Genomic DNA, 13,886 nt, shown 5'->3' with positions numbered 1-13,886 from the left:
CATAGACCTTAACCTTTGGTGAGAGGTCTATTTCTTTTTTTAGTGTCATTTACGGAATACGAAAACCTAAAGTATAAATTTATCCAAAATTTTAAGAATTATGAATGCTACGCCAAGAGAACGTGTTATAATAATTTTGGGAATAAACGGATATTGGGAAGTTTGAATTTTTTAGTTTGTTAAATATAATTTTTTTGCAAAGTTGAGGAATGTAAAATGGTGGATATGTTAAAGATTTTAAGTAAAGTACCATTATTTGAAATGTTGTCGTTAGAAGAACTTCAAAAAATAGAGGAAGTTTCAGAGGTTAAGGGATACCAAGAAGGTAAGCAGCTTTTTGAAGAGGGAGATATTGGCGATACATTTTATGTTGTTTTAATTGGAAAAGTTAAAATATATCGAGATAATAAATATATCGCGACATTTGAAAAGGGAGATAGTTTTGGAGAGTTAGCAATTATAGATCAAGAGCCAAGATCTGCCACAGCAAGAATTATTGAAGATTCAGTTTTACTATCCTTATCAAGAGAAGTATTTCTTAATTTCTTAAGAAATAATCCAGATGTAACTATAAAAATTTTGGAAATTGTATGTAAACGATTAAGAAAAACAAATGATAATGTTTCAGGTTTATCAGCCAAAGTTAGTAAAACATTAAGAGCTTATAGATAATTGTTAAATTATATGGAGCACATTTCTTATTCTTATAGGATAATCATAAAAAAGAAGCCGTTGGGATGGCAATCCTAAACGGCATGTACAATTCAAACTACTAGTCTTTTATCCAAGTTAACTCCCCCAACAAAAAGAAAATTATGCGCTAACATCCATTATTTTATCCCATTCGGTACTTTTTGGGTAGCATAGTTTAATCTCTGTCATCACTTCATAACAAAGATGTAACAATTGTGAATATAGTATTATGGTAAAATATAGGTAGACATACAACATTATGAAGCTCATCTTACTCCCCAAATTAATCATCTAAGAAAGACGAATTTCTATAATTTCAACAATTTAATAACAAATGCGCACCACCAATCTGCGGCGTGATTCATTTAATCATGCAGAATTTGCTTCACATTGATCATGCAAAGGAACTTACTTAGGAGTTTTTTTAAAAATTTTTCTAAGGAGGCTGTTCAAAATGTCCAGTAGATTCAAACGAACCTGTAAAAAATTGATTTCTGTAGCTGTTTCATTAGCAGTTGTATCTTCTATGACGGTTACTTCAAAAATTTCAACCGCAGATGCGGCCGTTAGCTTCAAAGATGTTTCAAAAAATGCTTTTTATTATGAGGCTATAAATGAGATGGCGCTTAGAGGCGTGATTGGCGGATATGCGGATGGCAGTTTTAAGCCGAATCAACCGGTCACACGTGCTGAGGCTGCAAAGATTATCGCTTATGACCTAGGATTAGATTCAAAGAATACTAATTCTTACTCTAGATTCCGTGATGTATCAAGTGGTGATTGGTTTTACCAGCCGGTAACAACGTTGGCGCAAGCTGGTGGAATTGGCGGGTATGAAGATGGTACTTTTAGACCAAACAGAACCATCACCCGTGCGGAAATGGCAAGCATGCTTGTAAGAGCATATGAGCTGAAATCGGCTACTAGCGTTTATTTGCCGTTTCGGGATATCCCCGTAAATAGCTGGTATGCTCCTGCAGTAAGAATTTTATATGCAAATAAAGTGACATCAGGAAAATCCGCCTTGAGCTTTGCTCCCAATGATGCTGTGACGCGCGGAGAAATGGCAACTTTTGTATATAGGGCAGGGAAGGCCAGCCAAACAGAACCACCACAAAAGGAACCACCAGTTGATAAAATCTCTTGGGACGACCATGGTGTCATTGAAAAAATTACAAGTAACAGCGTGAAAATTTCCGGTATTACCTATACATTGACAAGCAGCGTTAAAAACATTTTGGGAACCCACAACGATGATGTATTGAATGGAGCAAAGATAGAATTTGTACAGTCCGATGGTTTAATTAGAACAATAACAAAATTGGAGTTAAATGAAAACGGACGTTCTTCATCGAAATTAGTGCTGGACGGTAAGGACGGCACAATTGCCGGTAATCTTATTGTTAACGCCGATTACGTGTCATTAAAAAGCATAAAGGTTGATAAAGAATTAACAATAACGTATAAGATGAAAAACGATTTTTATGCTGAGGATGTAATCGTAAACGGCGGCACAAATATTAACAGCGGTGACAAGAGTCGAGTGATTTTCAAAGATTCAAAGCTTCAAGCTGTAGAAGGTAATGCTAGAGATGTCCGTTTGGAAGCAAGGGGAAGTACGACTGCAAGGTATTTTAATTTTACAGAAGATGCAACGATTATTTCTGAAAAAACTATCTCGAAGATTATCGTAGCTAATAAAAATGTGGATCTTATACTTGGAAGCGACACAAAAGTTTATAATATTGAACTACCGCGCAATGTCGACCTTTATGATGTTGTAGCAAGCAACTTGCAAAGAAAGAATATCAACTATATTAATGGAAAATATAATCCAGAGTATAACTCTTATGATGGTAATGATAACGATAATGTCCGTTACATTAGCGGTGGTGATTATAACAAACTCACTATTACACAGGATGCCTTTATTCGAAATGTAACTGTGACTGATTTAATTCTAGACCCTGGTAATAATGGTAATGTGACATTAAATAATGTTGAAGCTGACTACATTACAATTAAATCTGGTGGGGCAAACAGTATTCATTTGATTGATACAGTAGTTTTTAAAAATATAACTGTTCAAGATGACCGAACAATCCGCGTTGTCTTTGGTAAAGGAACGAAAGTTAACAAAGTCATTCTGAAAACAGCGACAATCCTTGATGCAGGCAGTTCCAATGCGGATATAGACACTGTTGAAATTCAAACAAATTCGAACAATGATATCATTTCATTTAATGGGGATGCATTCTCCGACACGTATGTAACGATATCTGATTCTGCCTTTGTAGAAACAGTCGGAAAAACACGGTTGAGAAAAATGACTGTAACGGCGGGTACGGGTTTGGTATTCTTCAAGGCAGATACGAAAGATCTTTATATTTCAGATAAAGCGGAAGTGGTTATCAATGATGCCAAAATTGAAAATATAATTTTGGCTGCGACAAATGCTAATTTAAATATACGCTCGGGTGCGTCAATTACTGGTGCATTAACTGTACTAGCAGACGCTATGATTAAGGTTGCTGATGATAATTCTATTGCAAAAGCAACAATAGAAAAAGCCCCTGGGGTGTATGTAATTGCCGATCGTAATGTACTTGATCGAATGAAGGAAAATGCGGCCCTTAATCCAATTGATGAAAAATTAGCTATTTCAATTGTTAATGCATCTAACGGCAACGTGAAAGTTGCGCTAAATCGTGGGCCAGTTGGTGGGCTGAAACCTGATAAATTTACTTTTACAAATTCAATCAATGATGGAAAGTTTGAACCATTAGTGGTTACTTTGACTAGTTCCGACTCCAAGTCGGCCACATTTACATTTAAGCCAATTCAGAAAACAGAGGAACAACAGAAAGTAACGATTGAAGCAACGTACGATATGATGAATAGTGCTGATTTGAAGGCTAGTACTTCATTCGTAGTTACGAAGAATAAAGCACCTGTTAGCAAAAAGGTAACGATAGACCCAGTCAGTGAAGGGGCAGCAGATTTGGAATTTGAGCCAACTTATTTTGCGACAGATGGTGACGGAGACCCTTTAACATTTGTTTCAGGGTCAGCCGGATCAAGCAATCATCAGGCGGCAACTGTCAAGATAAAGGCTGGAAAGTTGGTGATAACACCAGCCGCTTCCGTTACAAAAGATGAAGTTACAACGATAACGGTAAAAATAACAGATGGAATATCCACCATCCAGATTATTGTTGAAATTCATGTGAAAAATGTAAACCAACCACCGAAGCCGAAAATAATTATATTGGACCCAGTAGAAGAAGGTAGTAAGGCATTGGTGTATAGTGCAATAGAACTAGCAGAAGACGGGGATGGCGATCCACTATCATTGGTAGAAGGATCAGCTACCTCAAGCAATCTCGGGGTAGCAACGGCGGAGATAAAGGACAGCAAACTGGTCGTTACACCTGCAGGAACGGTAGCTAAAGATGGAAAAGCAACAATAACAGTAGAGGTGACAGATGGAAAAGCAACTATACAAGTATCTTTTGTAATAGAAGTAGTAAAGATAAACCATGGACCAGTGGCTAAGGAAATTGTACTAAAGCCAGTGGTGGAAGGTACAGGACCAATCACTTTTGAAGTATCGCAATTAGCAACAGATGAAGATGAGGATGAACTAACATTGGTGGAAGGATCAGCTACTTCAAGCAATTTAAAGGTAGCAACAGCAGAGATAAAGAACGGCAAATTGGTGGTTACGCCTACAGAAACGTTAGCTGAAGATGGAAAAGCAACAATAACAGTAAAGGTGACAGATGGAAAAGCAACTATACAAGTATCTTTTGTAATAGAGATAAAAAAGGCAAACCACGCGCCAAAGGCTATACCAATCAAACTAGATCCAGTAAACAAAGGTGCAGTACCACTGATTTTTGCAGTATCAGCCTTAGCAACAGATGCAGATGAGGATGAACTAACATTGGTGGAAGGATCAGTTACTTCAAGCAATTTAAAGGTAGCAACAGCAGAGATAAAGAACGGCAAATTGGTGGTTACGCCTGCAGAAACGTTAGCTGAAGATGGAAAAGCGACAATAACAGTAAAGGTGACAGATGGAAAAGAATCAATCTCAGTTTCTTTTGAAATTGAAGTAAAACGTTAAGAGAAGCTAGTCCCCCATCATATATTAGGAAATTAGGTGGGGGACTTTCCGTGTACTATTTGGCTTATTTGACACTTGCGGGAGATTAATTCCCCCCTAAAATTCATTGATATAGTTGATCGCTATTTCCTGCAATTGGATTTTGGTAGGTAGCCATATACTGTTGGATTTGCTCTTGATTTTCTGGGATGACCTGATACATCGCTCCAATTTTGGCGGTATCAGCGGGATTTGCATTTTCAACTGGATAATACCCTTTTGATGCCATATACTGCCACATGTCATAGGCATGGGCGCAACTCATCATAAATGCCGTTTGACAGAATGAACGAATTTCTGGATTGACCATCTCCATTGCCGCCCATGCATACTCACGCCCTGCTCTTTTTAATGTTAAAAGATAGGCTGTAGACATTTCGCGGTCGTTCATGTTTTCGACCATGGTTCTTGGTTGGACAGCAGATGCTGGTAGGACAGATTGTAAGTAAGCATCAGAAACTTGCCTGTCTTCTTTTAACAGGGACAGTTCTTTTTTCGCCCCTTCTACCTTATTCAAAAATTCAACCTTCATATTATAGTCCCTTATATGAAACGGTAAATGCCTTTCGAGAAGCTTCTTAAATTCTGGGTCCTGAACATGATGTAGCATATACCCCATGCTCGTAATTGAGTTGACACAGCTCATTGTTAATTCATTTAAATCATGCAATTCATGTGCTGCTAATTTCATTGTTAATCCTCCGTAAAATAAATTTAAGTTGTCCTCCTTAGAATGTTTAAAAATGTAAAAAATATACTTAGAAGTGAGTGTCGGAAGCAAATACATACGAGAAAATTAAGTAGAGGTAATGTTTATGAATGAGGAATTAATAAAAAGTCCCGAAGCATCCTATCGGTTGGCAGAGCAAAAGGCTGCCGATTATTTTAAATTACTTCATGAGCAGGTTATCCAAAATAACTATGTTCATACCTTAATAAAGGATTTTCAATCTTGGAAACACAACCATATTCGTCACTCATTATTATCCTTGTTTTCTCCTCGAAAGGGAAAACAAGTCCGTGAGGGGTATTATAATTACATTCCATGGCTTGATTACACAGGCAAGCTTGACCATTATTTGAATCGAAGCGTCTCTTATATTTTCTTGCGGGATCTTGGCAAAGTCCTAGATTCCCCTGACACACAGACAAAGATTCAACGTGTAGTTGCAAGTTTAAAAATTCACCTAACCAATTCCACCATAGCTGACCGAGGAGATAAAACAGAGATGTTTAGCATAGCATGGTTGTACCGGTGGGCCCAGAAGGAAGGGGTAGAATCGACCATAATCTGGGTGATAAATAAGCTAAAGACTGTATCCTCCATTATTCCGAAGGAGATGGAGGTTGAACATGCCCAGAGAAAACTCATTAAAGTTATTGCCGGGGTCGTGATGCACAAGCTTGAGGAGACAGGCGATGGGATATTGCCTGAAGAACGCGCTGAGAAACTTGATAATGCCATTAGGCTAGGTTATTCCTATGGCCTGACATATCCTTTCATTGATGATCTTTTAGATGCCAACATTTTATCTGTTAATGAGAAAAAACAATATTCTGATTTGATACGTTCCAGTCTAACGACAGGAACTGTACCTGAATTAGGTGAATGGACAGGAAATAACGAGGACTTGATTCGATTTATTTATACGGAACTAAAGGATGCCTTTGAATATATTAAGGCCCATCAGAGCGAGGAGACAATAAAAAATTTTTTCGAGCAATCGTATATATTTTTTAATTCACAGGAAGTCGACCGCGAAAAGGATTTATCATATCCACATTACACCAATGAGGAGCTTTATATACCAATCATAATAAAATCTTCTTCATCAAGATTAATTGCCCGTTCAGTAATCAATGCTCCTCGGGATAAGGGCTTTGAAAATCGAACATTTTTTTATGGGATATACAACCAACTGGCTGATGATTTTGCAGATATGTTCGATGATATGAGTAATGGTACGGTCACACCGTATACGTATTATATGAAATATTATAATAAGCGTCCGGATCTTATTAATCCTTTTGAATTATACTGGACGGTCATCTCCAATTTAATCCATAATGTGTACCACTCAGATATGAAGACATGTAAAGTGATTTTGGAGCGGGCGATAAACGGTTTGAAACGATTTAAGGAACGAATCGGAACGAAAAAATACAATGAAGTGATGAAACTATTTGCATCTGGAAACGAAAATTTCAATTATGTCGTTCAAAGGATAGTTCGAAAAGCGGATGATGTGGATTTCTTTGATAAGCTGCTTCGGGACCATATCATTACCTTTCTTAAAAATGAACGGAAAGAGCAGGGAGAGTTTTTAGAAACTATCAAAACCGCACGCCATCAGATTAACAATATTTTAAAAATCCAAAAAACAGATAGTGCTTCTTTGATGAAAGAGCCGATAACCGATGCGGCAAACTACATTCTCGAAGGTGGAGGAAAGCGATTAAGGCCAATCATGACTTGGGTCATGGCCGTTAACGGGTATGGCTTAAATAGTACCGCAATCGTGCCATTATTAAGATCACTAGAATATATGCATGCTGCATCCCTAATTTTTGATGATTTACCATCACAAGACAATTCGTCCATCCGTAGAGGGCGTCCAACCTTGCATCAAGTCTGTAACATTGCAATAGCAGAATTAACTGGTATTTTTCTTACCCAAAAGGCTGTTATGGAACAAGCATCGCTTGATGAGTTCGATTCAAAAACTGTGCTTAACTTGATTCAATATTCCGCTAAAACAACAGCTGAAATGTGTAAGGGGCAGGCGATGGACTTGGATTCTAAAGGGAAATCATTGACACTGGAACAATTAAATATGATGTGCTTTTATAAAACCGGGATGGGATTCGAAGCCTCTCTCATCATGCCCGCCATTCTCTCCAACGCAAATGAGACGGAAATGGAAGCTTTGAAGAAATTTGCAAAGCATGCTGGTATAGCGTTTCAGATTAAAGATGATTTACTGGATGTTGAAGGAAGCTTGAACTTACTTGGAAAACCGATTGGAAAAGATATTGAAAACAACAGTTCGACTTTTGTATCAATCCTAGGTCTGGAAGATGCCAAAAAAGCGATGTGGGAGCATTATTGTCTTGCGATAGAAGCCTTGCAGGATGTACCATGCAATACCACCTTTTTGAAACATTTATTGAATTATTTAATAAATCGGGATTATTAGTACTGAAAATAACTTTATTTTCCATCAGTTTCTAATTATAATAGTAATAGGGAGGTGGAGATAAAATGAATATAACTTATGCTAGTAATGAACAAAAATTAGCAATGATTAAATTATCTACAGCCCAGAGAATTAATTCAGCAGCAGATGACGCTGCAGGTTTAGCGATTTCAGAAAAAATGAGGGCGCAAATTGGCGGAGAAAATGTTGCTGTTAGAAATATGCGTGATAGTCAATCGTTAATGCAAACCGCAGACGGTGCCCTTAATTCTACTCACTCTGTATTACAGCGGATGAGAGAATTATCTGTACAAGCTAATAATGGTTTATTAACCGAATCAGACCGAGCAGCTATTCAGCAGGAATTCACCCAACTTAGAGATACGATTGATTCGATTGGAAGAAATACTCAATTTAATACTAAAAATCTTTTAGATGGTAGCTTCCAAAATAGTAATACAACTACAAATGCTAATGGTGAAAGCTTAACTTCAAGCATATCTAGCGCACTTGCCGGAAAGCTCGGAGATGTTCAATCTGGACTTAGCTTGAATGATGTAAATTTACAAACGAATCCAAAGGATGCGTTAAAAATAATTGACGGTGCGATTAGTCAAATATCTGACTCAAGATCGTCTATCGGAGCAACGACTAATCGGTTAGATTACTCTATCCAAAATAGTGAAAATAAGCATTATAATATGCAAGCATCAGAGTCGAGAATAAGAGATGCAGATATGGCTCAAGAGTTTATGAACCTAAATCGTGCAAATCTGTTTCAGCAAACATATTTTTCTACACAAAGAATGCAATATTCAATGGCAGGGCAAATATTAAATTTACTTTTCTAACAAAAAAGAGGCTGTTCAAAAATCAGTAACCCTGACTTTTTGGACAGCCTCATGTTTTAGGATTGTTTCTGTATTTAGATAGATTTGACTTGTATATCTGTTAAAATTAATATGATACTAAAATTATACAGTGACAATATCCAGTTGGGGAGGGGTCATAAAATGAGGGTTACAATCAAAGAAACTGAAAAGGACGGTAATATTTCTTTGCAAGAAAGCGGCGGTTTTGCCATTGTGACGATTAATCGACCACAGCTGAAAAATGCTTTAACAAATAGAATGTGGGTTGACCTGAAAGCGGTGGGCAAGCGCATCACACAAAACTCAAAAAATAAAGTTGTGATTTTACGTGGAAAGAAAAAGCTTTTTTGTTCAGGCTCAGATTTGAAACAGTTCAATGATTTAGCGATTGATGAAGCAAATGATGCTTTCAGGTTGATGGAAGAAGCTATTTCTACTTTTGAAAGAATTCCGCTGCCAACGATTGGCGTGATTAATGGACCTGCCATGGGTGCCGGTTTCCAGCTTGCCTTGGCCTGTGATATTCGTATTGGAACACCAAAAACATTGATGGGTTTTCCGGTTGGGAGATTAGGTATTACAATAAATCAAGCATTTGCTAAACGAATTGCCGATTTAATTGGCAAAAGCAGAACAATGGATCTTGTTTATACTGGCAGGCTCTTTAAACCGCAAGAATGTTATGATTTAGGGCTTATTAACTATTTATTGGACAATGAAACAGATGTAAATCACTATGCTATCCAATTAGGAAAAAAGATTATGGAGCAATCTCCAGCCTCTCTTTTAGCTGTTAAAAAGGCCGTTTCCTTTAATAATCCAACCGTTTCTATTCCGTGGGAGACAGGGCTTGATACAAGTGTTGATCCTATTGATTTTCCGGAAGGAGTCCGTTCCTTCGTTGAAAAAAGAAAGCCTAAATTTGGGGGGAATTAATAGTAATGATAAAGGGCACCAATATGTCACATATTGGATGCCCTTTCTGCATCTCTAAATTTCAAGTTTGATAGCTGCTAACTGAATATGAATAGCACTCATTTCAATTTCAAAATTAGATAGCAGCACTTCATTTATTTTCCTTTGAATTTCCTGCAAAAGTTCAACGATATTCTGTTCAAAGGAGCAGTTCAGCTCGACTTCAATCGTTACGCTTTGAAAAGTGGTGAAATCACTGTTGAGAATTTTCGCATCTCTAACATATTTTATTTGCTTACAAGTGTATGTGATGATTTCATTATACACATCTTCGTGGATTGTTATCGTTCCTGTTGTAAAATGGGGCTGTATAATCGTTTGTTCACCAATATATTTTGCATGTTTGGAGAAAAGCTTTTTTCCTGCTTGGATGATTTTTTTTAATTTATTCGGCTCTACTTGCATATACGGTATCGGAATCACATGCTTCCCTTGTGTATTGCGCATATAGCGTGCTAAATTAATTTCTTTATTTGAACGAATTTCTGATACATCAATATATTGATGGATTTTTTCCAGCATTAATTTTTCTGCTATTAAGTCAACCATTTTTATGGAGGTTCCGACAATTAATAGTTTATCAATATCCGTCATGCGAATGACATTCATTACTTCTTGGCGGTGGTCTTCGTAAAAAAAAGTTGCCCGCTTGACAGCTTTTATAGCATTATTTTCATACTTAGCGGAAGTTCCCGCAATTTTTCGTCCGTTTAAAACTAAAATCCCATCATCTATAATGGCCGGAATATTATGTTCATGGCAATAATGCAAAACACTCGTACTTTTTCCAGTTCCACTTTTCCCGACTAATGCATAAACCTTCATAAAAATTACCTCCCTTCTTACACAGCAATCGCTTTTCTAACTTGCAGCATGAGAACAGATCCTGTTCATAAAGCTTCATTTAGGAAAAACTGTAACATTTATCTGATTATAAAATAAATGAAGTAGAATTGATAGTTGAAGATGGTATGATAATAGTAGATTCATGCTGCAAGGTTAAATTTTTCCTTATATTTACAAATAGTCCTTTAAAAAGGGATAGTCCTTTGTTATGATTAAAAATATAGTTAATATTTAAAAATGTGTGATAAATAGGAAGTGCAGCCTATGCTAAAAGATTTATTGTTAAATGTGACAATTATAATTTCATTTCTGTTTTTAATTGGAATTTTATCAAGACGTTTTATTCGCTCAGAAACCGATTATACATACTTATTTAACAGTTTTAAAACAAAACTAATGGCAGGCGTTGTCTTCGGTTTTCTTGGCGTTTTTCTAATGTTTTTTAGTATAAAAGTTAGCACATTGGTCATTATTGATTTAAGGCATATTGCAACCGTAATAGGCGCCACTTATTTTGGAGCTCCAGCGGCAATTTTATCTTCACTTATAGTTGGAATTGCACGGCTTTTTTTTGGAGGCCTGAACAATGCCTCCTTTGTAGTATTGGGGTTCATGGTTTTAATAGGTATTGTGTGTTCCTTAACAATGAAAATGAGAGCTAGTGAATTCCGAAAGTTTTTCCTTATGAATATGGTAAGTACATTCTTAATCACCGTGACCGTATATATTAACCTTTCAGTATTTTCTGACGGTAAAGATGTTGTTAAACATATTATTGCTTATTATTGGTTTTTCTCAATCATTGGAGGTTTCTTAACTTATTATGTTGCAAAATATATATTTGATTCTAACAAATTATTTGCCGAGCTTATCAAATCAAATTCGAATTTAGAAGAAGCTAACTCAAAGTTTCAATCGCTTATTAATCATTTGCAAAGCAGTATCATTGTTGAAGATGAACAGCGCCGGGTTACATTAGCAAATGATAGTTTCCATGACTTATTTCATTTTCCAAAATCAAAAAGTATCGTTAATGAAGATGTAGTCCAACTGGAGCTAATTGCCAAGGAGCAATTTGTTGATGGGGAAGCCTATTTTAATCGAAAAAAGGAAATATTGGCTCAAAATGAACTTATCATTGGTGAACAATACCATTTAGTTGATGGCAGGGTTTTAGAGAGAGACTTCATACCAATAAAATCAGCACAAGGAATTGTGTCTAGTAAAATCTGGCACTACCGAGATATAACAAAAAATAAAGAATATGAGATTAATATAAAGAAAAGTGAGGAAAATTATAAAGCGCTTTCTGAGAAATATCAATTAGTCGTTGATACCGTAAAGGAAGTCATATTCACAACTGATAGTAAAGGAAACTGGACATTTCTAAATAAGGCATGGAAGGAAATTACCGGCTTTTCTATTGAAAAAAGTATCGGAAAGAACTTTTTAGACTTTATTCATCCAGATGATCAAGAACGAAACAATCAACTTTTCCAATGTTTGTTAGATCGAGACTCATTATATTGTCGTAATGAAATTCGTTATAAAACGAAGGATGGCAGCTATCGCTGGATTGAAATGTATGCGAAATTAATGCTTTCGAAGGATGATATAACCATTGGTACTTCTGGCTCGCTGAGCGATATTACATTACGTAAAGAAATGGAAATTCAACTATTCGAAAGTGAACAATTATATAAATCTCTTTTTGATTACAATCATAGTGCTACATTTACACTTGATTTAACTGGTCATTTTAACAATGTAAATAAATCTGTAGAGCAGGTCACAGGCTACAGTAAGAAAGACCTAATGGGTTCTTCTTTTATTCCTTTAATAAGTAAATCATATGTTGCAAAAACGATTGAACAATTTAATAGAGTAATCGGTGGAGAATCCATTACGTTTGAAACAAAAGTTATTCAGAAAAATGGAGGTTCTGCTTATCTGCAAATGAATGCAGCACCGATTATTATTAATGGAAAGCCGGAAGGGGCCATTGCTGTTGCCCATGATATTACAAGACAGAAAGAAGCGGAATACAAACTACTTGAAAGTGAGATGCGGTACAGAAGATTAATCGACCTTTCTCCAGAAGTTATTTTTGTCCATAGCAAAACGAAAATAGAATTTGTGAATGACCGAGCACTCACTTTCATTGGCGCAAAAAGTAAAGATGAAATTATTGGTAAATCCGTTTTTGAGTTTTTACATCCAGACGATCGACAAATCGCTGCTTATAATATGAAATTAGGATTTAAAGTTGGCACATCCTTTCCAGGATTAGACGGGCTTCGTTTTGTTAGGTTAGACGGAACGATTGTTATTACAAATGTTGGGGCAAAATTAATCGATTATAATGGGAAACCGGCCATGTTAGGAATCATTCATGATATTACAGAACGGAAAGAGACGGAGTTAAGGCTTAAGGAAGCGAATGATAAGCTAATGCTGATATCCCAGATTGATGGATTAACTGATATTCCAAATAGACGCTATTATGAAGAGATATTTGATAAGGAATGGAAGGATGCCGTTCGCAATGTTAAACCAATTTCATTAATTATGTTAGATATTGACAACTTTAAGAATTATAACGACACTTATGGGCATTTGGTGGGTGATGCTTGCTTAAAAAGAGTTTCTAACGCCTTAAAAAGCTGTCTAAATCGACCGCGTGATTTTGTTGCTAGATATGGCGGTGAAGAATTTTCTGTCATTCTTCCAGACACAGATGAACAAGGGGCGGTCTATGTAGGGGAAACGCTTCGTGCCAAAATCGAGGAACTTTCTATACCGCATGAAAACTCAAACGTAAAGTCAATTGTTACAATTAGCGTAGGTGTGGCAACAATAATACCAGACAGGGAATCAAAGTACGAATCACTAATAAAAATCGCAGATGATGCCCTTTATAAAGCCAAACAAACTGGGCGTAATAGAGTTTGTAGTCTGCAACATATATGAGTAAGAAGGGGTGTCCAATAAGTCAATTTATGACCGAAGAAAATCAAGGTCAAAAGTGAGGTGAGTTGATATGACCAAGCAAAATAAAGCTTTTAAATTTCGTTTGTTGCCAAACAAGGAACAGGCAGTCCTATTAGCCAAAACATTTGGCTGTGTTCGTTTTGT

9 protein-coding genes are annotated in these 13,886 nt (G+C 36.4%); 7 read left to right on the top strand and 2 right to left on the bottom strand.

Going from position 1 to position 13,886, the window contains the following annotated elements:
• Window positions 1-216: 216 nt before the first annotated feature.
• Together GX497_10740 and GX497_10735 are read left to right on the top strand one after the other, a co-directional pair.
• A complete protein-coding gene (locus tag GX497_10740; protein ID HHY73676.1) occupies window positions 217-672 on the top strand; it encodes a cyclic nucleotide-binding domain-containing protein in 456 nt (151 codons plus the stop codon).
• Between the two features lie 475 nt (window positions 673-1,147).
• Window positions 1,148-4,822, top strand: coding sequence for an S-layer homology domain-containing protein (locus GX497_10735; protein HHY73675.1), 3,675 nt, complete (start codon window positions 1,148-1,150; stop codon window positions 4,820-4,822).
• Window positions 4,823-4,925: 103 nt separating this feature from the next.
• Here the strand turns inward: GX497_10735 and GX497_10730 are convergent, their stop codons facing one another.
• Window positions 4,926-5,552 (bottom strand): spore coat protein, encoded by a 627-nt coding sequence (locus tag GX497_10730; protein HHY73674.1) that lies wholly within the window; start codon window positions 5,550-5,552, stop codon window positions 4,926-4,928.
• A gap of 124 nt (window positions 5,553-5,676) precedes the next feature.
• On the opposite strand from GX497_10730, the gene GX497_10725 reads away from it, so the two are divergent.
• The 3 genes from GX497_10725 (at window position 5,677) to GX497_10715 (ending at window position 9,866) form a co-directional block, all read left to right on the top strand.
• Entirely contained in the window at window positions 5,677-8,058 is a 2,382-nt protein-coding gene (locus GX497_10725) for a polyprenyl synthetase family protein (GenBank protein ID HHY73673.1), read from the top strand.
• Between the two features lie 65 nt (window positions 8,059-8,123).
• Window positions 8,124-8,909: a flagellin gene (locus tag GX497_10720; GenBank protein ID HHY73672.1), complete on the top strand. Its 786-nt coding sequence runs from the start codon at window positions 8,124-8,126 to the stop codon at window positions 8,907-8,909.
• A gap of 162 nt (window positions 8,910-9,071) precedes the next feature.
• On the top strand, window positions 9,072-9,866 hold the full coding sequence (locus tag GX497_10715) for an enoyl-CoA hydratase/isomerase family protein (protein ID HHY73671.1): 795 nt from the start codon (window positions 9,072-9,074) through the stop codon (window positions 9,864-9,866).
• Between the two features lie 54 nt (window positions 9,867-9,920).
• Here GX497_10715 and GX497_10710 read toward each other — a convergent pair whose 3' ends face one another.
• The gene (locus GX497_10710; protein ID HHY73670.1) at window positions 9,921-10,730 is read right to left on the bottom strand and encodes a hypothetical protein; all 810 of its coding nucleotides are present in this window, start codon (window positions 10,728-10,730) and stop codon (window positions 9,921-9,923) included.
• A gap of 285 nt (window positions 10,731-11,015) precedes the next feature.
• Here GX497_10710 and GX497_10705 point away from each other — a divergent pair, with 285 nt between their 5' ends.
• On the top strand, window positions 11,016-13,721 hold the full coding sequence (locus GX497_10705; GenBank protein ID HHY73669.1) for a PAS domain S-box protein: 2,706 nt from the start codon (window positions 11,016-11,018) through the stop codon (window positions 13,719-13,721).
• A 70-nt stretch (window positions 13,722-13,791) separates the two neighbouring features.
• Window positions 13,792-13,886: helix-turn-helix domain-containing protein (locus GX497_10700; GenBank protein HHY73668.1), on the top strand; the 95-nt coding region annotated here is incomplete at its 3' end.

Origin of the sequence: Bacillus sp. (in: firmicutes), from assembly GCA_012842745.1 — a bacterium.
Taxonomy (GTDB): Bacteria; Bacillota; Bacilli; order Bacillales; family Bacillaceae_J; genus Schinkia.
This window is presented reverse-complemented; position numbering and strand designations above follow the sequence as displayed.

Coding starts and splice junctions, on each gene's coding strand:
- GX497_10725 (HHY73673.1), top strand. CDS start 5,677: ATGAATGAGGAATTAATAAAAAGTCCCGAAGCATCCTATCGGTTGGCA.
- GX497_10710 (HHY73670.1), bottom strand. CDS start 10,730: ATGAAGGTTTATGCATTAGTCGGGAAAAGTGGAACTGGAAAAAGTACG.
- GX497_10715 (HHY73671.1), top strand. CDS start 9,072: ATGAGGGTTACAATCAAAGAAACTGAAAAGGACGGTAATATTTCTTTG.
- GX497_10735 (HHY73675.1), top strand. CDS start 1,148: ATGTCCAGTAGATTCAAACGAACCTGTAAAAAATTGATTTCTGTAGCT.
- GX497_10720 (HHY73672.1), top strand. CDS start 8,124: ATGAATATAACTTATGCTAGTAATGAACAAAAATTAGCAATGATTAAA.
- GX497_10740 (HHY73676.1), top strand. CDS start 217: ATGGTGGATATGTTAAAGATTTTAAGTAAAGTACCATTATTTGAAATG.
- GX497_10730 (HHY73674.1), bottom strand. CDS start 5,552: ATGAAATTAGCAGCACATGAATTGCATGATTTAAATGAATTAACAATG.
- GX497_10705 (HHY73669.1), top strand. CDS start 11,016: ATGCTAAAAGATTTATTGTTAAATGTGACAATTATAATTTCATTTCTG.